Source organism: Paraglaciecola sp. 25GB23A (assembly GCF_040012495.1).
Taxonomy (GTDB): Bacteria; Pseudomonadota; Gammaproteobacteria; order Enterobacterales; family Alteromonadaceae; genus Paraglaciecola.
Map to the genome: position 1 here is coordinate 527,310 of NZ_JBDYKM010000001.1, position 25,523 is coordinate 552,832.

General features: G+C 41.8%; 21 protein-coding genes. 12 read left to right on the forward strand and 9 right to left on the reverse strand.

What is annotated here, in order from left to right:
- Window positions 1–91 precede the first annotated feature (91 nt).
- Complete coding sequence (locus ABKW31_RS02250; protein WP_348614575.1) at window positions 92–994, forward strand: fatty acid desaturase; 903 nt, start codon at window positions 92–94, stop codon at window positions 992–994.
- Between the two features lies 1 nt (window position 995).
- Here the strand turns inward: ABKW31_RS02250 and ABKW31_RS02255 are convergent, their stop codons facing one another.
- Window positions 996–2,033: a fatty acid desaturase gene (locus ABKW31_RS02255; protein WP_348614576.1), complete on the reverse strand. Its 1,038-nt coding sequence runs from the start codon at window positions 2,031–2,033 to the stop codon at window positions 996–998.
- A 161-nt stretch (window positions 2,034–2,194) separates the two neighbouring features.
- Here ABKW31_RS02255 and ABKW31_RS02260 point away from each other — a divergent pair, with 161 nt between their 5' ends.
- From ABKW31_RS02260 to ABKW31_RS02275, 4 genes are all read left to right on the forward strand, one after another.
- The gene (locus ABKW31_RS02260) at window positions 2,195–3,019 is read left to right on the forward strand and encodes a hypothetical protein (RefSeq protein ID WP_348614578.1); all 825 of its coding nucleotides are present in this window, start codon (window positions 2,195–2,197) and stop codon (window positions 3,017–3,019) included.
- A 201-nt stretch (window positions 3,020–3,220) separates the two neighbouring features.
- The gene (locus ABKW31_RS02265) at window positions 3,221–4,816 is read left to right on the forward strand and encodes a GH3 auxin-responsive promoter family protein (protein ID WP_348614579.1); all 1,596 of its coding nucleotides are present in this window, start codon (window positions 3,221–3,223) and stop codon (window positions 4,814–4,816) included.
- Window positions 4,806–5,858, forward strand: a complete 1,053-nt coding sequence (locus ABKW31_RS02270) for an aromatic ring-hydroxylating dioxygenase subunit alpha (protein ID WP_348614580.1) — start codon at window positions 4,806–4,808, stop codon at window positions 5,856–5,858. Before ABKW31_RS02265 ends, ABKW31_RS02270 begins: the two co-directional genes overlap by 11 nt.
- Window positions 5,858–7,003 (forward strand): hypothetical protein, encoded by a 1,146-nt coding sequence (locus ABKW31_RS02275; RefSeq protein ID WP_348614581.1) that lies wholly within the window; start codon window positions 5,858–5,860, stop codon window positions 7,001–7,003. Before ABKW31_RS02270 ends, ABKW31_RS02275 begins: the two co-directional genes overlap by 1 nt.
- Before the next feature lie 40 nt (window positions 7,004–7,043).
- Here ABKW31_RS02275 and ABKW31_RS02280 read toward each other — a convergent pair whose 3' ends face one another.
- The 4 genes from ABKW31_RS02280 to folE form a co-directional block, all read right to left on the reverse strand.
- A complete protein-coding gene (locus tag ABKW31_RS02280; protein ID WP_348614582.1) occupies window positions 7,044–8,039 on the reverse strand; it encodes a hypothetical protein in 996 nt (331 codons plus the stop codon).
- Between the two features lie 414 nt (window positions 8,040–8,453).
- A complete protein-coding gene (locus ABKW31_RS02285) occupies window positions 8,454–9,407 on the reverse strand; it encodes a family 16 glycosylhydrolase (RefSeq protein ID WP_348614583.1) in 954 nt (317 codons plus the stop codon).
- 465 nt (window positions 9,408–9,872) lie between these two features.
- The gene (locus ABKW31_RS02290) at window positions 9,873–10,589 is read right to left on the reverse strand and encodes a PEP-CTERM sorting domain-containing protein (protein WP_348614585.1); all 717 of its coding nucleotides are present in this window, start codon (window positions 10,587–10,589) and stop codon (window positions 9,873–9,875) included.
- A 430-nt stretch (window positions 10,590–11,019) separates the two neighbouring features.
- Complete coding sequence (folE, locus tag ABKW31_RS02295; RefSeq protein ID WP_348614586.1) at window positions 11,020–11,697, reverse strand: GTP cyclohydrolase I FolE; 678 nt, start codon at window positions 11,695–11,697, stop codon at window positions 11,020–11,022.
- A 142-nt stretch (window positions 11,698–11,839) separates the two neighbouring features.
- On the opposite strand from folE, the gene folM reads away from it, so the two are divergent.
- Window positions 11,840–12,547 carry a dihydromonapterin reductase gene (gene folM, locus ABKW31_RS02300; protein WP_348614587.1) on the forward strand — a complete coding sequence of 236 codons (708 nt, stop codon included), beginning with the start codon at window positions 11,840–11,842 and terminating at the stop codon, window positions 12,545–12,547.
- Window positions 12,548–12,577: 30 nt separating this feature from the next.
- Here folM and ABKW31_RS02305 read toward each other — a convergent pair whose 3' ends face one another.
- Window positions 12,578–13,528 (reverse strand): MBL fold metallo-hydrolase, encoded by a 951-nt coding sequence (locus ABKW31_RS02305; protein WP_348614588.1) that lies wholly within the window; start codon window positions 13,526–13,528, stop codon window positions 12,578–12,580.
- Window positions 13,521–14,744: a saccharopine dehydrogenase NADP-binding domain-containing protein gene (locus ABKW31_RS02310; protein WP_348614590.1), complete on the reverse strand. Its 1,224-nt coding sequence runs from the start codon at window positions 14,742–14,744 to the stop codon at window positions 13,521–13,523. The genes ABKW31_RS02305 and ABKW31_RS02310 overlap by 8 nt, the downstream gene beginning before the upstream one ends.
- A gap of 181 nt (window positions 14,745–14,925) precedes the next feature.
- Here ABKW31_RS02310 and ABKW31_RS02315 point away from each other — a divergent pair, with 181 nt between their 5' ends.
- On the forward strand, window positions 14,926–15,444 hold the full coding sequence (locus ABKW31_RS02315; RefSeq protein ID WP_348614591.1) for a nuclear transport factor 2 family protein: 519 nt from the start codon (window positions 14,926–14,928) through the stop codon (window positions 15,442–15,444).
- A 94-nt stretch (window positions 15,445–15,538) separates the two neighbouring features.
- On the opposite strand, the gene acnA is transcribed toward ABKW31_RS02315, so the two are convergent.
- Window positions 15,539–18,277: an aconitate hydratase AcnA gene (acnA, locus tag ABKW31_RS02320; protein ID WP_348614592.1), complete on the reverse strand. Its 2,739-nt coding sequence runs from the start codon at window positions 18,275–18,277 to the stop codon at window positions 15,539–15,541.
- A 327-nt stretch (window positions 18,278–18,604) separates the two neighbouring features.
- On the opposite strand from acnA, the gene ABKW31_RS02325 reads away from it, so the two are divergent.
- Window positions 18,605–19,309, forward strand: coding sequence for a tellurite resistance TerB family protein (locus tag ABKW31_RS02325; RefSeq protein WP_348614593.1), 705 nt, complete (start codon window positions 18,605–18,607; stop codon window positions 19,307–19,309).
- A 239-nt stretch (window positions 19,310–19,548) separates the two neighbouring features.
- Window positions 19,549–20,655: a DUF2855 family protein gene (locus tag ABKW31_RS02330; protein ID WP_348614594.1), complete on the forward strand. Its 1,107-nt coding sequence runs from the start codon at window positions 19,549–19,551 to the stop codon at window positions 20,653–20,655.
- A gap of 11 nt (window positions 20,656–20,666) precedes the next feature.
- Here ABKW31_RS02330 and ABKW31_RS02335 read toward each other — a convergent pair whose 3' ends face one another.
- On the reverse strand, window positions 20,667–21,167 hold the full coding sequence (locus ABKW31_RS02335; protein WP_348614596.1) for a DUF2244 domain-containing protein: 501 nt from the start codon (window positions 21,165–21,167) through the stop codon (window positions 20,667–20,669).
- A gap of 203 nt (window positions 21,168–21,370) precedes the next feature.
- Between ABKW31_RS02335 and ABKW31_RS02340 the strand changes: the two genes are divergently transcribed.
- From ABKW31_RS02340 to ABKW31_RS02350, 3 genes are read left to right on the forward strand one after another with little or no spacing between them, the layout of a single operon-like run.
- A complete protein-coding gene (locus ABKW31_RS02340) occupies window positions 21,371–22,267 on the forward strand; it encodes a sulfite exporter TauE/SafE family protein (protein ID WP_348614598.1) in 897 nt (298 codons plus the stop codon).
- Window positions 22,268–22,316: 49 nt separating this feature from the next.
- Window positions 22,317–23,198 carry a formate dehydrogenase accessory sulfurtransferase FdhD gene (locus ABKW31_RS02345; protein ID WP_348614599.1) on the forward strand — a complete coding sequence of 294 codons (882 nt, stop codon included), beginning with the start codon at window positions 22,317–22,319 and terminating at the stop codon, window positions 23,196–23,198.
- A 7-nt stretch (window positions 23,199–23,205) separates the two neighbouring features.
- Window positions 23,206–25,503 carry an FdhF/YdeP family oxidoreductase gene (locus tag ABKW31_RS02350; RefSeq protein WP_348614601.1) on the forward strand — a complete coding sequence of 766 codons (2,298 nt, stop codon included), beginning with the start codon at window positions 23,206–23,208 and terminating at the stop codon, window positions 25,501–25,503.
- Window positions 25,504–25,523 lie beyond the last annotated feature (20 nt).

Here is a 25,523-nt window from a genome sequence, read left to right on the forward strand (position 1 = left end):
CGAGGGCTTAGTGTATAACTCAAGGCATTATTTGTAATATCGTTGTCATTGTCTCTACCTTACTGAAATGAGAATAAGCAAAGGAATAAAATTGAAAAACTATAATTTGGTAAATTTATGTGTGCTCTTGCTTCAGTCTCTTGCTTGGTTCACTGTTATTTTCTTACTTCACCAAGATTTAAATATCATGGTGAAAATTGGATTAGGCCTATTTTTCTGCTTGATGATGCAAGGGGTGTTTTCTTTTATGCATGAATGTTTTCATGGAAGTGCTAATACCAATAAAAAAGTTAACTGGTTTTTAGGTTTTTGGTCCTCCACTCTGTTTGGTACAGCCTATACGTTTTTTGAAAGAAACCACGAAGGCCATCATGTTCGAAATAGAACCCGACCTGAACTTGTTGATTATATTTTTCCAGACGAGTCAGCCGCCAAGAAAATTTCTATCTATTATTTAGCGATTTTCGGTGGAATATGGCTTGGGGGCCTTATTCTACCGCTTATCTGTTTCTTTATTCCCGACAGATTAAAAACGTCATTGGCCATTGATACTAAAAATAATACTTACGCAGAAGCCTTTAATCAATTTTCTAGTGGCGCTTGGCGCTTAATGAAAATTGAGACTGTATTACTGCTAACATTCTGGATATCGGTCATTTATATCTTTAACTGGGATATTACGATACTAGCGACCTTATACTTCTTTTTTGCCTTTTCATGGTCGTCTTTGCAATGGGTCTACCATGTGAGAACCCCTATTCATAGAGTAGAAGGTGCCTATAATTTAAGGGCTCCATGGTTAATAAGAGCATTATTTTTAAACTTTAATTACAATCTTACTCATCATCGAAATAGCGCCATTCCTTGGCAAGAGCTCTTTTCGGTATCAAATCAACAAGAAACACAACCTCTATGGCATCGTTATTTACGGATATTTTTGCCACCACAAACTATGCCTAAAGACATTGATAAATTAGAGAAAACGTACTTTTAAACTAGTTGACGTTTACCGCCTTGTGCTTAGCGCTCGGATAAATGGCGCTATGATTGTCGATGTACCATTGTCGCAAAGCAGGTAAGTTCTCTAGTGCCACTTGTGGGTGAATGTGATGAACAATATGGTAGCCAATGTTCCGCGGAGCCAAAAATAATCGCCCCCAATGACCAAGATGATGATCGCGGGTTGTATTGATTATTGTGCTTATAGAGCGGTCCATAGTGGCAGTATAATTGTGCTCAATAAGCACTCGATAGCCTCCTAATAGACCCGCAACCACCCCGGGTATAAAGTAGTACAGCAAAATTTGGTAGGGATATACCCAAGCAAACGCAAGCAAAATAGTATGTATGCTTGCCTGACCAAATTCTGCCTTGGCACAATTAATCAGTTCTTTTTGCTTGGTGAGATCCTCGCCTGACTTCTCTTGCATAAATATGCGAGCATAGCTATTGCGCATGGCAGGTATGAAATAAGCCAACGAACCATAATAACCACGAATGATCCATGCCGGCATTAGCAATATGTGGCGTAACCAAACTAAAAAGAAAATGCCAGGATTATCTTTGATTGCAGGGTCAAAATATGGATCGTTTGGCATACCACTGTCTCGATGATGGCGAATATGGTGATAGCGCATAGCGTTCAAGGTTGAAGCCATCGAATAACCAGCAAAAATTTCAACAAATCGTAGTTTCCAATTTTTTACTTTAAAGCTCTTATGAATTGCATCGTGCAAAGTCACGCCAAATGCATGTATACGACCAGCGATCAAAAGCACCCAGAGAGGATAAAAAATAGGTGGAGTATAGGCCATGCCCAGCCAAAATGACCCAATCCACAACCAATCTACTACTGTGTAGCGAACAAGCGTTAAATCGTTTGCCCGCTCTAATAAATTTTTAGGTATATCAGAGCGACGGGATCCTTCGACCGGAGAATCAGCAGTATTGAGAGCATCATTTAGACTTTCAACTAAGTGGTCAGCTGAATTTGAGTTTGGGATCAGTGAATTAACTGGAAGGGCTTTGTTCACACAAGTGTTCCTCGAAAAATGTTACCTAGAGATGTGTTGTCGGCTCATCAAGCTGATAATGATTAGCTTAACCCCATAGCCTGACGATACTGGCTGAAAAAATAATGTAGTGCAAATATAGTGTGAAAAAGCCGAAGCTAGACTTTTAAGTTTTGATAACGTTGACAAAATCAATTACTGTTGCCGCGCTTGATGGCATTCCGCCAATTTATATTCCTTATAGGTCCCAAATTTTTATGCTCGCCAAAAGTGGAAAGCTACAAGGGAAAACGCTTAACATCATTGGCTTAAGTGCAAGCTTGAGAAGCGATATGTGGATATTGTTTCAACGTTACTATACCGATATTTCGCAAGCCCAGTTTGCCACAGATCTTGAAGCTAAGAGTAAGGTTATTCTGCTAATAGACTCCGGTGACAAAAGTGTCCAAGGTTTTTCAACCATAGAAATTTATAAGCGCAAGATAGCAGGTAAGGCAGTCCATGCTATTTATTCCGGTGATACCATTATTGCTTCTGATTACTGGGGGCAGTCGGCATTGCAGATTGCTTTTGCTAAGTTGCTAGGTAAACAATTTTTACTGAACAGATTGCAACCTATACATTGGTTTCTTATTTCAAAAGGCTATAAAACGTATCTACTGTTTAGCCGGAATCTGTTGAATTATTATCCGAGGCACGATCAAAGTACACCCGTATGGGAAGAAGCTGTTATTGATACTCTATCAAGGGAAAAATTTGGCGATAATTGGCAAGCACATAAAGGGGTTCTGCAGTTCATTAATCCTGCTGGTCGTTTGCTTGAGGGTGTAGCACCCATAGAACAATCGCTAATCGATGATTATCCTGATATACGTTTTTTTGTAGAAAAAAACCCAGGCCATCAACAAGGAGATGAACTTTGCTGCATTGGCAGGATAGATAAGTCGACTTTTTTGTACTTTATTTCGCGAACGCTACGCAAAACCAGACGGATGCTAAAAAGTTAATATTGCCTCCTTATTTACCCAGTCGACAAACAAGTGAGCCATTCAGACGGTACTTTGTTGTTTAATCCAAACAAAAAACCAAGGGAAGTGTCCATACCCATATGCTAGCTTTTCACTACACAATTTCAAAGACTCGGCGCAAAAGACCCAGTATGCATTATGTAAAACCTGAATCAAAACCGCTTAAATGAATAGCCTATAATGAGTAAGCATGTTTTTTGGGCTCACACTTTATTCTGCTTCGCCAGTTTTTATTCTTTTCTGAGATTCAGGCTTAATAAAAATCAGTTAGAAAAAGTCCAGCGAAAAAAATTAAAACATATTCTATCCCAGTTAACCGGCACACAAACGCTGGCTGGAACCTCTGAAAATTATGCAGAATATGAAGATTTCACCCAAGCTTTTGCGGTGACTACGTATAAGGATTGGCAAGCGGCTATTTTGCGCCAAATGCGCCAGGGCGAACAAGGAATGGTTTGCTATGATTGCCATCGCTACCAACCTACGAGTGGCTCTACCGATACACAAAAGTGGATCCCTTATTCAAAGGCTTTACTAACAGAGTTTGGATACGCCAGTTCTGCATGGTTATTCGACGTCTACAGGGCAAATAAAACCTTGCTCACCACCAAGCATTATTGGTCATTGTCATGGCTGCCAGATAATCAGAGAACTTCGCAGGCAAACTTAAATGATGGAGAGTTGTTCTCCATATTCAAACGTTATCTGCTGGGGAGAATGTTTGTTGTGCCTGAGAGTGTATCTTTGGCCAAAACCGATCGTGACGCGATGATAGCGACTGCGTGTTTTCTGTGCGCTGAGAAAAGACTTGGACTGATTTCGGTATGGAGTCCTTCATTTGCACTTAATTTACTAGAGACGATATTAAGGCATAAAGAATATATTCAAGCGGTGTTGGCAAGCGGGTCTTGGGGCGTGTTAGGCGAGTCTTTAAAACAAACTAAAGCGCCATTTGCGCCCAAACGAGTTGAATTATTACAGGAATTAGTTGAAATGGAGGATTCTGATTTTTGGAAAATATTTTGGCCTCAGCTTACCTTAGTCAGTTGTTGGGATACGGCACTAGCTAAAACAGGGGCAATTAAACTAAAAAAAATACTTACCCATGCCACACTTCAAGGCAAAGGTCTTTGGTCAACCGAAAGTGTGGTATCGATTCCTTTTGCCAGCCAATACCCATTGGCTTATCAGAGTCATTTTTATGAATTTGAATGTGCAGAGACGGCTTTGATCCTTCCTTCCTGGCAGCTAAGTTTAGGGATGAAAGTTATCCCTATAGTCACAACCGGTTCAGGTCTTATTCGATATAAAAACAACGATCTAATTGAAGTCACTGGTTTCTATGGTGACATTCCTAGCTTCACATTTTTAAGTCGAATAGGTCACAATGACTTTGTCGGTGAAAAATTAGCCAATGAATTTGTAGCCCACGTTATTCAGCATATCTCGATTCAATTTCCAAACAGTAAACCGCTGACACTGTTGGCATGTGAAGATAAGAAACCAAAATATGTATTAATCCTAGACGGCATTTGGCGAGATGACCTATCTGCAATCAAGACAGCATTAGCATCACTACTTAGAACATCGTTTCATTACAATTTGGCTAGAGATTTAGGTCAATTGGCACCTGAAGAGGTTTTGTATGCAGAAAACGCGCACCAAAAGCATCTTGAACTGATGGCTAGACAAGGTTTGATAAAGGGACAAGTCAAAATAGAAGCGATTACAGTAGTGAAGAAAATTGAGGATTTAAATTTATTTTATGAACATTAAACCTTTAAGTGAGCGAGACGGAAAACGCGTCAATAATTGGTATATCCTTTGTTTAGCGTCAGAAGTGGCCCAAAAGCCCATTCGCAGGATTATGTATGATAAGCCCTATGTCATCTTTCGGGATGAAAATGGCGGGCTAAGCTGTTTAGAAGATCGTTGTTTGCACAGGGGCACAAAACTGTCTGAGGGCCAATGTAAAAATGGCCAGATTGTGTGTCCTTACCATGGCTGGACCTATGATAAACACGGTCATGTGACAGATATACCCTCTGAAGGCCCGGACAAAAATAGTCGATACAAAATTGCTCGGCCGCATCAATACGAAAAAAATGGCGTATTGTGGATATGTCCAAGCCAAGAAATGCCGCTTGACGCAATACCGACTTGGACGTTTCCCTACGCTGAAGATCCTGCATGGACAAAATATTTTATGATCACTGACTTCGATAATGAAGTGACTAATTTAGTCGAAAATTTCATGGATGTAGCGCATACCGTCTATGTGCATGCGGGCTGGTTTAGAAATAAAGCGCAAATTAAAGTCCCCATGAGTATTGAAACCAAAGAGGGAGCGGTATTAGTGACATACAACCAAGAAAACGACAAAATTGGTGGTATCACAAACCGTTTGTTGAACCCTAAAGGTGTGCCTATGACTCACACGGATAAATTTATTTATCCCAATATAACCCGCGTTGATTATTCATATAATAATGAATATGGCTTTGTTATCAACAGTCAAATAACACCCATTTCGACTCTTAAGAGTAGAGTGTATACCTATATAGCTTATAAATTAGTGAGCTTTAATTGGATAGCTAAACCCTTCGTGAAGTTTTATACACGACAGGTGATTGAGCAGGATGTAGCGATTATGAGAAATCAGGGGGAGAATCTTAAGCTAGACATTAGCCCCCGGTTTCGTTCCACTGAGGCTGATACCGTCCATTTGGCTATTGAAAAGCTTCGAGACACCGGAAAAGAAGATCAGCAAGCGGTTAATCTAATTCAAAGCAGCAAAAATAAAGAGTTTTGGATCTAATGAAGTTGGCCGAACTATTAGCTCAATTTCCGGCTTTTTCTTTAGCGACTCGGGAAAATAATGATGAAATTTTAGCTTTCTTTAATCAGACTTCGATGAATACGCCGCTCATTGATATTCAATACAATAGAGGGCCTGACTTTTTTTCTTTTTTACAAAAATCAAGCAATCAATACTTCGTATTAATAGCCAGAGATAAAAGCGGAAAATTGGGATTCGTAGCGAGTTTGATCATCCGCAAAGGTCGAATAAATAATAAAAATACTGACGTTGGATACCTAGGCGACTTAAGAATAGCTCCTAAGTTAGAGCTTGTTGTTGCGTGGAAAAAGTTATTATCTATTCTCTTGTATAATCTTAGTCAGATTGAAGAACTTAATGGACTGAAATATCTGATTACCGCTGTGATGGATGAAAATAGTAAAGCCATCAATTCATTGATAAAAAAAGCAAAAAATGAATTTATTTATCGGAAATTGAGCGCTTATCGCATGGTTAATGTTTTCGCCAAGGTACCTTTCTACCAATATTCTAATAAGTATCATATTGGTTTTGCGAAGCAAGATGATCGCTCTACTTTGACATCATTTTTGAAAAAACAGAATCAAGACAGAGCTTTTGGTTTTTCCTACGATGGAGAGCAAAACGAACTGAGTAGAAGATTAAATAGTTGGGACAACTTCACCCTAGAACAATTTATACTAGTAAAAAATCAGCATAAGCAAATAATTGCCTGTGTTGCTCCTCATAATCCTTCGCCGCATAAAAGCATATTGGTTAAATCAATTTCGTGGAAAATCCGTGTTTTACTGAAGCCTATTAGTCTGATTAAGCCTATGCCCAAAGCAGGTATGGAGTTGAATATCGCTTACCTTACCCATCTTGAAATTGCTAAGGATCTTGAAAAAGACCTCAGAACTAAAGTCTTCAATAATCTACTTGCATGGACTTGGCAGCAAGGGGTTTTCGTTAATGCGCATATTGTTGCTTTATGCGATTTTGAGAGAACGCTACAAGACGGGCTGAAGGGTTTTATTTACACTACTGAACCAATGTCGCTATATCAAGTGTATCATTACGAGCATGAAAATTTATTGCAGGAAGTCGGCACAATGCCACCGGGTTTTGAAATGGCTTTGGTATGACATGTGACATTGAAAAATGCCGTACTCAATAATGGTTAAATTATAAAAAAGATGCATACATATGCCTCTCACCTTGATACTGCGTGCTTGAATGCATAAACCGGCGATTATCAATAATTAATAGTTCATCTGTGTCTAATTTTACAATGACTGAATTATTAAAGAGTTTGCAAAAGTCGTTTTGTGAGTGATACAGAGGCTTATAACGAAATTCTTCAGACTTAGTTATAAACAAATTCGCGTCTTTCACTTTTTTGAAATAAAGATTATTTTTTAAAATAAACTCACTAAACTTCTCTCGAATGCTGAAATCATAAAATCCTTCAGAAAACCCCAGTGTTCTATAGTTTTGACCATTGAGTGCTTTCTCCAGATCAAGCTGCTTGGCAAATTTACTAAAACGGATAATAGGTATACCATTTTCAGTAAGCGAGCCTATGACAAATGGAATACCAAGTAATCTCAATATACTCGGTATGATGTTGTTCGCAAAAAGCAGTAAAAAGAGTATCAATAACAAGGGCTTGAAAAGTTGAGGCATTTTTTTCAAGAAGGGAAAGGTATGATGAATTATTTCCACAAAACTTGGCCATTCTTTTAGGCGCCCGGGAACAGGTATAAATATAGATCTTTTAAAACTGACTTTTTCATCGATATTTTCTGATGGGATCAATATGCTCTCTCCACCTGTTTCTGCAGATTTTTGACAGTAAAAGAACGCGACTTGAAATGATCCTCCCCGAGGATTACTCTCACAATGTGGCGGAATTATAATATCAGGGTTTCTCTGGTCAGCAGTTGAAAAATACTTAGTTTTGACCTCTCGCCATCCGACGAAATTAATATTGCCACTGGCAAGAGTGTCTTCAAAGGCTCTCTTATCAGCTATTTCTTCCTTTTTACCTAGATACCGATAAATATCGTCTATTTCTTCACTGTTAATTTTTTTAACAACAGTGAATCCATTGCGAATTATTTCGCTACAGTGACGCTCAAGTTCAGAGACCTTGCACGCAGTTATTACTTGTTTAGTCATGTTTTTCATTTCATCTGGCGTTTCACTATAGCATTTTGAGGTAAGGTCATGCGGTTTTCATACATTACGTCTACTTCTTTAATCAAAGCCCAGACTATCGCGGCCTAGTAGCTGAATTTTTTCATATACCTAGCTTAGCTGACAGAATTGATTGCATAGAGAAGAAAAAGTATAACATTGCCTATCTTACAGGGGATGTGGATGGCAACTAGACTCGCTACTGTCCTAAGGAAAGATCAATGTATGTGTTTTTGGACAATGCCAAGCAAGGGGGGAACCGCTTTTTACCCTTTGGCTATGAGTCCAACTGTATTATTGATCTTCAGAAAGGCTGCGTTCAATTTCAGCAAATTCCTTAGCGGATTTTGATGAAATTACTCTGTAACCAAACAGCCGCGGCAGTAGTTATTAACCTTACCAGCCCTTCACTGGATGAGAGTCCAATTGATAATAACGAAACCAATCATATTGCGTTTTCATAGGATAAACATTGTCGCGTTTGTTGCCACCAAATGCATCTTGAATAACATCATTGGGGATCCAGAAATTCATAAAGATAGAGCTTTCATTGTCTGGAATAGGTGTGGCTTGTTTTTGTGATTGCTGACACTCAGGTTGGCAATCAAGATCATCTTGCGCCAGGGTCTTAACCAACTTCCCATCCACATACCATCGGATAGCATCGGGTAACCACTCAATAGCAAATACACGCCACTCGTCAACTGGACCGACAATTATTTTATCTTCCCAAGCACCATATTCCCGTGTGCGCCACCATTCCCATGTATTCATACCGTAGATTAAGTTGGCTTGGAATTTATCTGGGCGACCACCTTCCAATTCTACATCGATTTCCTCCCACTCCTGAACACCGGCTTTAGGTGCATTACGATCAAAATCGTTGGTGTAAGTAAATAAAGAGGAGATATAACCAGAGGCACTGTTGCGATCAGGGGCCTTCATACGGGTTTCAATCCGCCCGTAACGAACTTTCTTATCGGGATGTGTCCGCAGTTCGCCGCACAAAAACTTATAATCACCTTTGTGCTGTTGATGATCTGTCGACCAACTTGCTTGAACGAGCTCTTCAATAACCACCAGTTCCAATAAGCCGTCAACTATGCGAATACCCTTATCATGAAAACGGCAAATCGACTCACCACCTACTGCTCCATCGCCTTTTTTCCATACTGCTTCGTTAAAATGGTCAAATCGCTCATCCAGCACTAGGCTAAAACCGTCATAGGCTCCCGTATATTTCGGATAGGCGATTAAGGGGGCGCTAACTGACTTATTTGCAGTGCTTTGGCTTGAACAAGACCACAACGTTATGGAAAAGACGACACCCAAAAGACTTGAAAATTTCATCAGAAAAACCTTAATCGCTGAACACACTTTTTGCTTTGTTAAAATCTACCATCAAACTTGTAGGAACTAAAAGAGGTAAACGGCAAGTATTGTCAACAAGTATTTTAGAATGAGGCCTTATTGTTAATTAACCATATACGAATTTGGTTTAATAAAAGCAACTAAATAGCTGTTCGAAGATCGGTCCTTTCGACTCAACGTTGCCTACACGTTTTACTATCGAAACGATAAGCGACAAGTTAAAGAATATTTCTTTTATAGAGCTATCAAAACAAGGTGTGACTGATTACATATTCAATTAAATCGCCGGGTTAATGGCCTATTGTTTAAAATAAACCACCCTTAATTTTACAGACGTAGACCATAATTCTACGATTGTGGCTTAAGCTGATCTCGGGTTAATAAGTATTGCATCATAAATAAATAAACCCACCGAAGTGGGTTTAATCTATCAAAATCTTATAACTATTTCTTGCGGCGACGTGCTCCAGCCATACCCAATAAACCAAGGCCAAGTAAAGTTAGCATGGCTGGCTCGGGCACGTCATTCGTCAAAACCGAGCCATTTATAGCAAATGGCAATTCAACAGTGAGTTGGCTTCCAGCATCAAATAACGTTGAGAATAAACCTGAATTTGCGGATTGTTGGGCATTACCTGTGCGGGCATCAGACATAGTTGGTATCCAAGGACCAGAGGCTGCGGAACCAGTAAGACTCCAACGAAGCCAGTAGTCGCCGGCACCTAAAACTAGATCGTCAATATCTGCATTTGCGAGGTAAATACTTCGGTCTGTATTGGCGAGTGTTGTTGAAGTCACTCTATAGCCTTGGAAACCACCATTTGTAAGGGCGTTAAGGTTTGATGCCATTATAGTACCACTATTTACATCACCCGAAACAATGCTCCACGTGGCGTTTACAAATGTAAAACCAGTAGCGAAGGATTGATAACTAAAAAAATCTAAATCGGTAATTGTCCAAGTTACTCCACTGGCAATAGTGAAGTTTTCTGCCACTGAATTTCCGGCTGTAGTTTGTGCTCCAGCTCCCAATAGAGTTGATGGAGAGGTAATAACTGATAAGCCACTACCATCAACTACGGGACCGTTGCTGTATAATAGTGCTGCTTGAGATAAAAAAGAGCTAGTGCTAAGTATTAAAGCGAAAACATACTTCTTCATAATGGATCTACCTTGTAAGTAAGTTGTTATTATTTAATTAGTTACGTCAGTTGAAGGTAACTGCATGCTTAAAACGGACTCTACAGTGTCAAATGAAACAGTCTGATTATCATTAAGCATATTTCGAACCATTTTATATTTCTTTATTAAAAACAGTTGCTTGTGCATATTTCTTTAGTTTTTAAAAATGTTGTTGTAAATTATTTTGACAGTTTCTACTAATGATTTAGACGTTTCTAGTATTAACTTTTTGGATTGTTTGATTAAAGTGCCCAAGTTTTACCATAAACTACAACCTTGAACATGAATACTTGGGCCTTGATTGAATTTGCATGTAGACAGTTATTTCAACATTACGCCTTTAGTTTATTTCAATTTATTACGCGATGGAGTTGAGATGCACATATTGCTATGTGCATTTGAGGTAAGTTTAATCTTTGGCGAAGAATTCAGCACGTATGGCAGGGTCTAGTTTAAACACACCGCCTAATGCACTGGTTTTAGTATTGGACGTGGTGTCTCTTATGCCGCGTGCTTTGACACAATAATGGGTTGCATTAATTGTCACCGCTACATCTTCAGTCCCCACAATAGTTTGGATGGCAACCAATACTTGCTGGGTTAAGCGTTCTTGTACCTGTGGCCTTTGTGCAAAAAAATCAACGATACGGTTGATTTTTGACAGACCTAATACGCGATCTTGCGGGATATAAGCTACGGTTGCCATGCCATCAATAGTGACAAAGTGATGTTCACAGGTACTGGTTAGGCTGATGTCGCTGACTTTAACCATTTCGCTTGTTTGCATTTTATTGTCGATAGCGGTGACTTTGGGAAAATGCCTATAGTCCAAACCGGAAAATATCTCATCTACATACATTTTGGCGATACGATGTGGAGTATCACATAAACTATCGTCGTTTAAATCTAAGCCTAAGGTTTGCATTATTTGTTGCATAGCAGCCTGGATACGGGCACGCTTTTCAGAATCACCGAGGCCATTTTCAACCATGGGTGTTTCCAGCCCTTGGTCAATCAAAGCTTTACGGACGGCTATTGCTTGTTCAGAAAGTGAATCTCGTACTGACACCACTTTGGTTTTTAACATTTATAGTTCCTTCGGAATACGCCTGAGGCACGATTTGTGTTAGGCAAATTTAATTTTTGTGATTTATTTATGATCACCATAAGAGCCAAAACGTAAGTAAGCTGAATTCGGATTACTTAATAGTTAAAAAGAGGACAATCATTTGCATAATCCTATCATTATTACCGGCGGAACTCAGCGTCTTGGCTTGGCGATTGCTGAAAGTTTGCACAAAAATGGCCATGAAGTTGTTGTTACCTACAGAAAAGTCAAAGCTTGCCATGAAGATTTAGCAAATAAGGGCATAGAATTAGTGCAAGCTGACTTTTCAACTCAGCAAGGGATCGACGGTTTTATCCAGCATATCAAGCAGCGGTACCCAAGATTACGCGGCATTATTCACAATGCTTCTGACTGGGCGGCGGAAAGTGGCAACAGCGACCCATCTGAGCTTTTTATGCGCATGATGCAGATTCACGCCAGTGCCCCTTATCAGCTCAATTTAGCCTTCCAGTCCTTACTGATCCAAGATGATGGCGTCACTGACATCATTCACATGACGGATTACGTGCAAGAAAAAGGCAGTAAAAAACATATTGCCTATGCCGCCAGTAAAGCCGCCTTACACAGTTTAACTTTGTCTTTTGCTGCCTCACTGGCGCCCAAAGTGAAGGTCAATTCAATTGCACCAGCTTTACTTATGTTTAATGACCACGACACTGAAGATTACAAACAAAAAGCCTTGAAAAAGTCATTGCTGGAGATTTGCCCTGGGGCACAAGAAGCAGTGAAAGCGGTTAACTTTTTATTAGACAGTGATTATGTTACCGGCCGCACTATACATTTAGATGGCGGAAGACAGCTTAAATAATTAAATACCATGATGTTCAGCAAATAGTACTCAAGGCAGAGGGTAACGCAGCATATCTTCAGATAAATCGACCCTGCCAGCATAGAACTGTTTGATCAGCCTAATGGTCTCGGTTTGACTATCATTGGTGCGTTTCATGAAATGAGTGAGCAATATTCTTTTAACCTTAGCTGCTTGGGCTATTTTGCCAATTTCTGAAGGGGGCATGTGTAAATTACGCGCTGCGCCTTGGGCTTGTTCGGGAATCGCGTTGTTGATAACTAATAAATCTGCGTCTTGGGCTAACTGCCTAAGATGCTGGGTTTGATTATTCATATCGCCCGAAAAACTCACTATACAACCTGCGATATCTACTCGCCAAGCAACAGCGGCCACCGGGCCATGATGCACAGCTATGGCACTAATACTTAAGTCGGGTGCAAGTGAGTAAGTAAGGATCTGCTTGGGCTGTTCGGGCGAGTTTGTAACGTTAAACGCCTGTAAATAAAACTCAGTGTTCGAGGGCACTAAATAATCAGCCAGATAAGGATAAACTCCCCCTTGAGCAAATAAGCGTTGCACAAAATCACTAGTAGAGGGCATTAAGGCGTTTGCATCGGGGCCATATATCGGCAATACCCGTGTCCGAGAATTAAAGTACGCACCTTTTACATAAGCGGGTAAGTCACTGCTGTGATCAACATGCAGATGAGTTAAAAGAATCCCATCAAGTTCATTAAAATCGGCCCCTGCACGGCCAAAATTAACACTGCTGCCTGGACCAATATCGACTAATAATCTGCTACGTTTATTGTGCCAAATCACATAACTACTTGAAGCGCGGCCATCGTCCAATTCGGGGCCGCCAGAGCCTAACACTTGTAAATCAACCTCCTGCTTTTGACATAAAGCAGGAGCCGATAAGACAAATTGACTGAGCATTAACAAGGTTAAGCTGGTAAATACCAGCAGAGCGCGTGACAGCAGGCCATGGTTAATCATCAATGACCTCGAAAGTTAAACCGGCATGCTGTTGTAAACGAGTGAGTAAGTGCTCTGCAAAAATACTTGCTGGGGTCCAAAAACCACCTGATTTATCTTTTTTACTGATATCAAGCGCTAAACATAGGGCTGCTTGCGAGAGTATTTTAGCGGTAGAGCCATAACCCGGATCTTGGTCACCAGTTACTTTTGTTGTGATTTTTTCACCGCTAGCAGTAATACCGATAAAGCGTAAGTCATAGTGACCTTGTTGCTGTTGTTGCAAGGATGGGCCATCACCGGGTTTAGGTAATATAGTTGATTCCATTAACCAACGGGTGGGCGGTAACATAGCGGCCATGGCAAAACCGGCCAATCCAGCGCCTATGCCATAGGCTTTAGAGCCGCCAAGCAGTCCTTGACCCGTTAACATCGCCTCGTCATAAGTAAATTGCTGACTGTAGGGTTCGTTGAGCAGAGTGTTGGTGCGCAGCACAATGCGGGTATTGATGCCTGCCATAATAAAAGGCGCTGTCCATGCAGTAAACAGCGGATCATACTGAGGGCGCTGTAAGCTATTTTGTCTTACTTTATATGCGTAATCTTCAGGACAGATAGCATAAGGATTGGATAATACTTTTCTTAATTGTTTATCGCTGGCTACTTCTTTAAATATATTGGTCATGCTGGCGACCGTGCCGCCTGACGCTGCTCCTTTCATTTTAGCCACCCGCATGTGCACGGATTCACAGGTCTTGGCAAATTGGAGTTTGGCTTGTTGTTGCAGAAAATATACGCCCATGTCAGAGGGGATAGAGTCAAAACCACAACAATTGACGATGCGTGCGCCCGTGATCTTGGCTATTTGTTCATAACGACTAAGCATTTTCGCAATCCACTGTACTTCGCCGGTTAAATCGCAATAATCTGTCCCAGAGGTGACACAGGTTTTAACCAGTAACTCGCCAAAAAGTGCGTAGGGCCCAACGGTTGATACCACTACTTTTGTTGATTCACATAAGGTTTTCAGTTGCTGTTCATCTGCCGCATCAGCAATCAAAGTATCAAGATTAGGTGCATTGATGGCTTCTTTAAGTTGCGCTAGCTTGCTGGCCGAACGTCCCGCGATTGCCCAGCGAACTTCACTGCTATTGCCTAAGTGCTCAAATAAGTAGCGAGCGGTAATTTGTCCGACAAAGCTGGTGGCACCAAAAATTATAATGTCATATTGAGGCATATCTGTTTCACCTTTTAGTGTTAATTGCTCTTATTATGCGTGTTTACAATCCAACTGTCGCCTCGAGTGTTTTTAATACTCTTTGTTGATAAGAAACTAGACTTTTTGCATGACATTGCTTTCAATCAGGATTCAACTATAAGCCATGTGGCTATTGGAATTCACTACAGAGGATATGACCGTGGTCACTATAAAATATATTCAGTTTATTTTATGCAGTGTTATCTTGATCCTGATGACGCAAACGTCGGTATTTGGCAAGCAACAAAGCCAAGACGATCAACAAGTTAACCAAGTACTCGATAGTTTGCATGATGCAGCGAGTAAGGCACAAAAACAGCGTTATTTAGCTTTATTTACTCACGACGGTATATTTATGGGCACTGATGATTGGGAGCGTTGGTCTCGCCCAATTGAATTTGATGCCTATGTAGACAAGGGTTTTAAAGACGGTGAGGGCTGGACCTATCACCCAGAAGAGCGTCATATTAATTACTCTAACGACGGCAATACGGCCTGGTTTGATGAAATTACGGTGTCACCTAAGTGGGGGCGTTTTCGTGGCACTGGGGTGCTTATTCGTCAGGCGGATGAGTGGAAAATAGCTCATTATGCTTTGTCATTTTTAGTGCCCAATGAAGCTTGGTCGCAAGTGTCAGCAATAAGCACTAAGGCGTTTGAGGATAGAAAAGAAAAGTAGTTTGGCAATTTAAGGTTGTTCTGACTCTTATAATTCCACTGGCAAATATTTCGAAAGACAGGCCAAGAATATGGCCTGCCTCGGTTAAGTGATGTTAGTCGGCGGTAGCTAGATTACGCAAAACATAGTGCAAAATGCCGCCATGTTGGTAATAACTGAACTCGTTGGGCGTATCAATGCGAATTTTCGCTTCAAACGAGCGTTCACTGCCATCTTTGGTTTTAACCGATACTTTTACTGTTTTCTGCCCTGTGCTTACAGCAGGAATACTGAATTGTTCTTCACCGCTGAGCTTGAGTGAATCAGCACTGTCTTCTGGCATAAATTGCAAGGGCAAAATTCCCATGCCCACCAAGTTAGAGCGATGAATGCGCTCGTAACTTTGGGCAATAACCGCTTTTACGCCCAGTAAAGCCGGTCCTTTAGCCGCCCAATCACGTGAACTCCCAGTACCGTATTCTTTGCCGGCTAAGACAATCGAAGCAATCTTCTGTTGCTGATATTGCATCGCTGCATCAAATACACTCATTTTTTCACCTGATGGCATCATGCGAGTCCAACACCCTTCGGTGCCTGGTGCTAATAAATTACGCAAGCGCACATTGGCAAAAGTGCCACGCATCATTACTTCATGATTGCCCCGTCTGGAGCCATAAGAATTGAAATCTTTGGCTGCAACCCCTTCACTTTGCAAATAATCTGCAGCAGGGCTATCCAAGGCAATTGAACCCGCTGGTGAGATATGATCAGTGGTGACACTATCTCCCAGTTTTAACAAACATCGCGCATTTTCAATATTGCTAATTGTCGGAATTTCAGCGCTGATATTATCAAAAAATGGTGGCAGTTTAACGTAGGTAGAGTCGGGCCAATCATATTTTTGGCTTTGCACCACATCCATATCTTGCCAGTCTTTATTACCGCTATATACATCGGCATAACGAGAAATAAACATCGAACTGTCGATGACTTTTTCGATAACTTGCTTAATTTCTTGGCTATCCGGCCAGATATCATGCAAATAAACCGGCTTACCCGATGCATCATTACCTAGAGATTCAGTAGTGATGTCTATCTTCATATTACCGGCTAACGCATAAGCCACGACTAGCGGGGGTGAAGCTAAATAATTGGCTTGTACTTCTGGGTGAATGCGTCCTTCAAAGTTACGGTTACCGGATAAAACCGAGGTAACAGCTAAATCACCTTGATGAATCGCTTCGCTAATTTCACTGGGTAAAGGACCTGAATTACCAATACATGTGGTGCAACCGTAGCCCACTAGCTGGAAGCCAAGAGCATCCAAATCCTCATTTAAACCGGCTTTAAGCAGATAATCGGTCACCACCTGTGAACCGGGTGCAAAGCTGGTTTTCACCCAAGGTTTAACATCCAAGCCCTTCTTTCTAGCATTCCTAGCTAACAGACCTGCGGCAATTAATACGGATGGATTGGAGGTATTTGTACAACTGGTGATCGCAGCGATCACTACCGCACCATGTTTTAAGATAAAGTCTTTACCCGCATATTGGCAAGGTACACCGCTATCGCCATCACTGGCCGGCAATACTGCCGAGGTATGACCGCCCTCACTTTCAAAACCACTTTCATCTTGGTCGGAATTAGCTGGTTTAAGGCCGTTTTGTAAATCGAGCCAGTCGCGATAGGCAACACCAGCTCGGTCTAGAGAAATTCTATCTTGTGGGCGTTTGGGGCCGGCAATAGAAGGCACTACGTCATCTAGTTGCAAGGACAATCGACTATGATAAACCGCGTTCTGTTGAGACTCAGTTCCCCACATATCCATCGTTTTTAAATAAGTCTGGATACGTTCAATGTGCTCGCTGTCCCGCCCAGTCAATTGCAGATAGTCGGTGGTTTGATGATCGATGGGGAAAATACCGCAGGTCGCACCGTACTCCGGCGCCATGTTGGCAATAGTGGCTCTATCGGCCAAGGTTAGTTCATTTACTCCACTACCAAAAAACTCGACAAACTTACCCACCACACCGGCAGCGCGTAATCGTTCGGTCACGGTCAACACCAAGTCGGTAGCTGTGGTGCCGGCCGGTAACTTACCCTTCAACTCAAAGCCGACAATTTGTGGTAACAACATGGTGACCGGTTGGCCTAACATAGCCGCTTCTGCTTCTATGCCGCCAACTCCCCAGCCCAACACGCCTAGACCATTAATCATGGTGGTATGTGAATCGGTGCCGACCAAGGTATCTGGATACAGTAAATTATCTTCATCTGGTTTGTTGAATACCACTCGGGCTAAATATTCTAAATTAACCTGATGCACAATACCGCGACCAGGGGGGACCACTTTAAAGTTATCAAAACTTTGCTGGCCCCAGCGCAAAAACTGGTAACGTTCATGATTGCGTTGAAATTCAATTGCAGTATTTTGTTGCATTGCATCGGCTTGACCGAATACATCGACCATCACAGAGTGATCAATCACCAGTTCAACCGGATTTAAGGGATTGATTTTGTCGGCTTGGCCGCCCATTTTGACAATGGCATCGCGCATAGCGGCTAAATCAACTACGGCTGGCACCCCTGTGAAATCTTGTAAAATTACACGGGAGGGAACAAAGGCAATTTCAGTATCCTGCCAGTTGTCTACATCCCATTTGGCTAGAGTCTCAATATCCTCTGGCTGAACAAATGCACTACCTGCGTGGCGCAATAAATTTTCCAGTAAAATTTTTGCGGCAAAAGGCAAACGTGAAAGATCATAGCTGTCTGCCAAACCATCAAAACTATGGTAGTGGCAAGTTTCACCATTAATTTTAAGCTGCTTCAAACATTGTATCGAATTGGCCATTAGTCGTCCTCTCCATTAAAAAATGTTGTAATCATCATCCTAAACTTATTCACTCTACCCTAACATACTTGAGCCCTATATTTAATCGGACGTCGTAAGGCAGTGTCGAGTTGAGATACCACAGCATAGGTTATGCAAACGAAAAACGTCGGAAGAGTTAGTTAGTGTTTGAATGCTTAGAGGATAAAGGTTGAAAATTAGGGCGTTATGGAGAAAAACCAAAATACAAAAATAAGCCCTATGGTTTTTTGGCATATTTGTTTACAAATTAACCTAATCCAACATTTATTATTTACGTATTATTTAGCTAACCAAAGAGGAAATAGCATGAAAGATCTTAACGGAATTATTAGTGGCCTAAGTAAAAGCGGTTTAATGTCTGGCTTTGCTGGTGGTTTAGCTGGAGGTGCACTATCTGGTGCACTGATGAGTAAAAAAGGCCGTAGTGTTGGAAAAAGTGCTTTAAAGTTGGGAGCCTTGGCTGCCATAGGTGGTGTGGCTTACAAGGCTTATCAATCTTATTCGCAGAAAAATGCTCAGCAAGTTGCCCATTCAGCTCCTGTTTCGCCGTCGCCTAGTGTTTCTACTTATATTCCTTCACAACCTAAGGCTAACTTAACGTATTCGCCTGCGAGCCTTTCAAGACAACAATTTGAAAACGTGGTGAACGATGACAACTCTGACAATGGTCAAATGTTGCTACTACGAGCGATGATTGCAGCAGCAAACGCCGACGGACACATCGATGAAAGTGAAAGACAAGGTATCTACCAACAAGTAGATAACTTTGATCTAAGTGTTACCGACAAAGCCAGTTTATTTGACGAACTGCGCAAACCGCTCTCACTCGATGCTCTGGTCAATGCCGTGCCGAATTCTGAAACCGCGGTAGAAGTGTATGCCGCTTCTGTATTGGCGATTGATTTGCGCCAACCAGCGTCAGAACACTACTTAAGTAGGCTTGCCAGTTCGCTTATGATCCCTAAAGAATTAGTCAGTGCCATTCATCAACAAGCCTTAGAAGCTGCTTAGTGAAAAAACAGCGCCGCGGGACAAAAAGTCCGCGGCGCTGTTATTACCAAATCAGGATAAAGTTTAGCAACTCAATTAAGCTGCAATCCTTATTGAATGACAGAGTCTGAAATAAACGCCTGACAGTCAACTCTTGTCTATAATCAAATCGATTTATTTACCCCTATTCAAAAGGATGATGCCATTGCAAGCTGGATCACCTTATTATGTCCTACAGTTTAAAGATAAGAGTACAGACGATGACAACACACCTGCTTGAAACTCAGCAAATATGGATCGATAAAAGCGACTTAAGCCAAACTAAAGCGGTAGACAAAGTATTGGATCTTAATACTTTGGAAGACGGCGAGGTCTTACTCAAAATTGATACCTTTGGTTTTTCTGCTAACAACGTGACGTACGCTCTATTGGGCGATAAGTTTGGTTACTGGGGCTTTTTCCCAGCTGACAAGGGTTTTGGCATTGTGCCTATGTGGGGTTTTGCCACGGTTGCATATTCTAATTGCACAGGTGTCGAAGTAGGTGAGCGTTTATTTGGATATTTGCCTATGGCTTCCCATTGGATTGTGCGACCCAGCAAGGTATCGCCACAGGGCTTTTATGATGCACATCCGGCGCGTAAGAGTATTTCACCGGTCTACGATAACTATTTACGCTGCGACCAAGACCCTGGTTATGATGCAAACAATGAAGCGGTACAAATGAATATTCGTCCTTTATTTATGACCTCATTTGTACTTGATGACTACGTGGGTGAAAATCTTGATACGACAGTGAAAAACATTATTTTGACGAGTGCTTCCAGTAAAACCGCTTACGGTACTGCGCATTTGTTACATAAACACAAAGCGCAGCGGGGCGATAATTATCAAGTGGTAGGCTTAACTTCAGCGGCCAATCTTAGTTTTACTGAGCAATTAGGCTGTTATGACAAAGTATTCACTTATGATGAACTTGAGCAACTCGCTGCCAACGAAGCGAGTTATTTGCTTGATTTTGCTGGTAATAAGCAACTGTTATTAAGCATTCAACAGCAAATGACCACTAAGCTTGCCAAAATAATATTTATTGGGGTGACTGATGTTGAGGCTCAACGGGGAAAACCACAAGGTGCCGTTGATGGCGAGGTGTTTTTTGCACCTGCTCAAGTTAAGAAACGCAGCCAAGAATGGGGGCAGCAAGGTTTTGCTCAACAGTATGCCAAAGCATGGCAGAGCTTTATCGGTTTAGTCGAAAACACGGTGGAAGTAGAGCAATACCAAGGTGCGGGCGCTTTGCAAAACGTATATAAACAAGGCTTAGCGGGGCATTTGAGTAACGCAAAGATAAATGTATTGAGCTTTTAATAAACTAACATTTATTTTCTGAGCCACCAACGGTCGCTCTGAATGTGCACGCCCGCCTGTCGCAAATAATCAAGGGTTAACAGGCGGTCATCTTGATTCAGGAACTGGCCAAAAGCTAAGTGGTGTTGTGCGTCTTTAAAATGCAGCTCACTAAAGTCGAAAGGTAAGGTGGGCTCTTTAACATTTATACTGAGTTGCTTTAGGTCAAATTGGAATAAACACTTAGGATGATAAACACCCGCTTCGAATTTTAAAGTGTCTTGGTTGATTGTAATCACTTGTTTTCGATAAGTAGAGTACGATCCGCGGTAAAGTAAAAAAGCCAGTAAGCTTACTTCCAATCCTGCAAAGGGTAAAATAATCCACACGCCCAATGCGGCCCATATCAGGGCAATACATAGCACAAATAGGCCAATAATCGTGATGAGGGTTTTGGTTTGTGTCCAATTTGCGGAGCGATTGGGACTCAAAGTGACGATGGCGATATTTTTATCAATCTTTCTTTCAACCATGGTTTTTCCCGTTGAACTTTAGCTCGCGTTGGTGCGTAATCTTGCTTAATACGTTAAAACTAAAAATAGCGGATCAAAGCAAAATTGCCAGTCAAAGAAACCACAAGCTTAGTTGTTAAACTTAACAAAAGGCTTTGCCTGCGAGCTGCAAATCTGGCAAAGTCCGCGCGCTGTTTTGTCTAGCCTATAGGAAGTTATTGGGAATGTTAGGGGCCATATCTGCACTACAAATCCGTGTATTGTTGGGCATAATCTGGTTGGTTGTATTTTTTTGTACAACTGATCCCATTGGTCTATTTGAAGAATATGCTGGTTTTACGCTCTTGGGTGTTGTCGGTGCTGTGTTTGCCAATGCCACGGGAGCAGGCGGGGGCGTAGTGTTTATGCCATTTTTTAGTCAACTGAATTTTTCAGCAGCGACTGCTGTTTCGACCAGCTTTGCTATTCAATGCTGCGGAATGACTGCCGGAGCGATCACTTGGTGGGCGTTTTACCGCAAGTTAAACGCGGTCGATGGTGAGCTTGCTAATCAATGGCAAGGGATTGGCAAGGTACTATTGCTAACTGTGCCTGCCTCCATAATAGGCGTGGTTTTAGTACAATACCTGCAAGACTCCCTCAGCATTGTGGCCGAACACAAAACGTTAGATTTGTTTTTTGGCTTATTTTCTATTGTCTTGGCCGTGGCTATTTTTATCACTGTGCCACTGATGAAAGTCAGTCAATTTAGTCAGATACTAGGCCAGCGTGATCATATTTTGTTGCCACTCATTGCTTTAGTGGGCGGGATAATTACCGCGATATTATCCATCGGAGTGGGGGAGTTGGTGGCTGTATATTTAATATTACGGCGTTTTAATGTCACCTTTGCTATTGCCTGTGCCGTAATGCTCAGCGCGTTTACTGTTTGGGCTGGCATTGTTTATCACTTGTTGATTAGTCAGGCGGTTTACTGGCCCATCGTTTTGTTTGCCGGACCAGGGGCTATTATTGGCGGTATATTGGCAAAACGACTGGTATTGTTTTTTTCAGCTAGAAATTTAAAACTGTTTTTTGCTGGTTGGATACTGATTATGGGGCTTAGCACTTTACCCTATTAAGTGGCTGAGTTAGCTTAGGCATATTATTAAAAAAATATAGTGTGTTACTTTGCCATCTATTGTTAGTTTTGCTATTGACCAATTTCATCAAGGTGAGGACCAGCAATGGTTATCACATTTAATAGTTGATCATATTATTAGCGAGGAGCCCTTAGAAATTTGGCTCAAAGTTCTTTCGCCTGAAGCTATGCCTGCCAGCCTTCTGTTGACCCTAATGCGCACTCCAGGTGATGACCTTAATTTGGTCACTGGCTGGTTATATACCAGTGGTATTATTGAGTCCTTAGCGAGCATATACTCAATCAACCACACGGGGCAGGGGCGCCTTAAAAATACTACAACCAATCAAATACTGGTCACCTTAGTGGCGGGGGCAGTTGTTGATATAACTCAGCAGCAGCGCCAAGAATATGTCAACTCTGCCTGCGGTGTCTGCGGTCAACAAAGTATTGAACAGCTATTAAGTCGCTTGGAACGAGTTCGAGCGACTAGCACTCAAGTAGCGTCGCCTTTGTCACTCTCAACAGTGACCCAGATTGCGGCAAAATTATTTACTCAGCAGCCTTTGTTTCAACAAACTGGGGGTAACCATGGTGTTGCCTTATTTGATACTCAGCAAAATATTATCGATGTTAGAGAAGATGTTGGGCGGCATAACGCTTTAGATAAGTTGATTGGTGCTAATGCCCAAACATTGTTGCATGACAATACGGTCACTGAGACCGCTCCGATGGGGGTAATTTTGAGTGGTCGGGTAGGTTTTGAAATGATCCAAAAAGCGGCGATGGCAAATATTCGTTATGTATTGGCTTTTGGCGCGCCGTCTAGTCTGGCTATAGAATTAGCCTTGGAGACTGATATTGCCTTGCTGGGTTTTATCAAAAATCGCGGTTTTAACATCTATTGTAACCTACAACTATTAAGGCCCTAGGCAAGTTATGAGCAATAAGAGTGATATCAAAATATTAGAGCTTAGCGCACCCAAAGAGTGGGCTGCTGGGGTGCCGGCAGTGATTTCTGCGTTTAAAAATACTTTAGACAAGGTCGGCTTAGTTGAAGGTGCCAAACTCTTAACTCAGTTGAATCAGGTAGATGGTTTTGATTGTCCTGGCTGCGCATGGCCTGATCCGTTGGCAAAGCGAGCGACCTTTGAGTTTTGTGAAAATGGCGCTAAAGCGGTAGCCGATGAAGCGACATTAAAGCGCGTAGGCGCTGAGTTTTTTGCCAAATATAGCATTACAGAACTAAAGACTCAGTCTGATCGTTGGTTGAATGAACAGGGCCGCTTAGTTACGCCAATGTTACTTGCAGAAGGAGCAAGCCATTACCAGCCAATTAGCTGGGAGCAGAGCTTAGAGCTGGTGGCTAAGCACTTACGACAATTAGACTCACCCAATCAAGCGGCGTTTTACACATCTGGTCGCACGAGTAATGAAGCTGCCTTTTTATATCAATTATTTGTGCGTCAGTTTGGTACTAATAATCTGCCTGATTGTTCCAATATGTGCCATGAATCCAGTGGGGTTGGCCTAAATGAAACGATAGGTGTGGGCAAGGCGACAGTTTCACTTGAAGATTTAGAGCATGCCCAAGCGATCTTCATTTTTGGTCAGAACCCTGGCTCTAATCATCCGCGTATGCTCAGTTCATTACAGGCGGCAAAACGTCAAGGCGCGAAAATAGTAGCGATAAATCCCTTAGATGAAACCGGTTTAAAACGTTTTAAAAATCCACAAGAGTTAAATGGTGTCATTGGCCAAGGTACTGCCCTCAGAGACTTGCACCTTCCGATTAAAATTAATGGCGATGTGGCTTTTTTAAAAGGCTTATGTAAAGAACTAATCGAACGAGATGACAGTGGGCAAAAAGTCCTCGATCTAAAATTTATTGAGCAGTATTGCCACGGTTTCGAGGCATTCAAACAAGATATGTTAGTCACATCGTGGAGCGACATTGAGCAACATAGCGGACTTAGTCGACAACAAATTTGTTTGGCCGCCGACATTGCTGCTGGCTCTCATAAAACGATTTGCTGCTGGGCCATGGGCATGACACAGCATAAAAATGCGGTAGCCAATATACAACTAATGACCAATTTTTTGATGTTGCAAGGTAACTTAGGGAAAGCAGGAGCGGGGGTCTGTCCAGTCAGAGGGCACAGCAATGTGCAAGGCGATCGTACTATGGGGATCTGGGAAAAACCCAGTGCGGCTCTTCTTGATGCTTTAGACGCTTATTATCACTTTGCTGTACCACGTGAACATGGCTTTGATGCGGTTGAGACAGTACATGCTATGCAACAGGGCAAGGTAAGAGTGTTTTTTGCCATGGGAGGCAATTTTTATCGGGCCATGCCGGATCACAGTGCTACCGAGCCAGCTTTAGCGCAATGCGAACTTACTGTGCAAGTATCGACAAAACTGAATCGCTCCCATTTGTACACGGGAAAAACGGCGTTAATTTTACCTGCATTAGGACGAACTGAAATAGATCGCCAGCACAGTGGTATTCAAACCGTTACAGTAGAAAACTCCATGGGAGTTGTACAAACATCACATGGCAAAATTCCACCGGCAAGTGCTGAGCTTAAAAGTGAAGTCGCTATTGTAGCTGAGTTGGCTCATAAGGTCTTGCCGCAAAGTCGTGTTGATTGGTTGGCAATGCGTGATGATTACCGCTTAATTCGCAATGGTATTGCCAATGTAATTGCGGGTTTTGAGAATTTTAATCAACGTATTGAGCAATTTGGTGAATTTGTCTTGCCCAATCCAGTGCGGGATAATCGCCAGTTTAATACCCCATCGGGTAAAGCGAATTTTGTGGTGCAGTCTATCAATAATAATACCTTAGCTGAAGGGCAGTTATTAATGATGACGATTCGTAGTCACGATCAATTTAATACAACCATCTATTCTGATAACGACCGATATCGCGGTATTCATGGTAGTCGTCAGGTGCTCTTTGTTAATGCAGAGGATATTGCTACCCTCGGTTTTGTGGTAGGAGATAAAGTGGATATACACAGCCATTGGCCTTCTGAGCGTCAATCTGTGCGTCAAGCAAAAGGTTTTACTTTAGTGGCTTACAATATTCCGCGCGGTAACGCTGCCGCTTATTATCCTGAGACTAATGACCTGATCCCACTAGGTAGTGTGGCAGACAAAAGCAATACTCCTGCCTATAAGTCGGTGGTGATCAGTTTGCACAGTGATAAGGTAAAAAGCCCAAGCGTTTAAAAACACTACGGAGGAATATC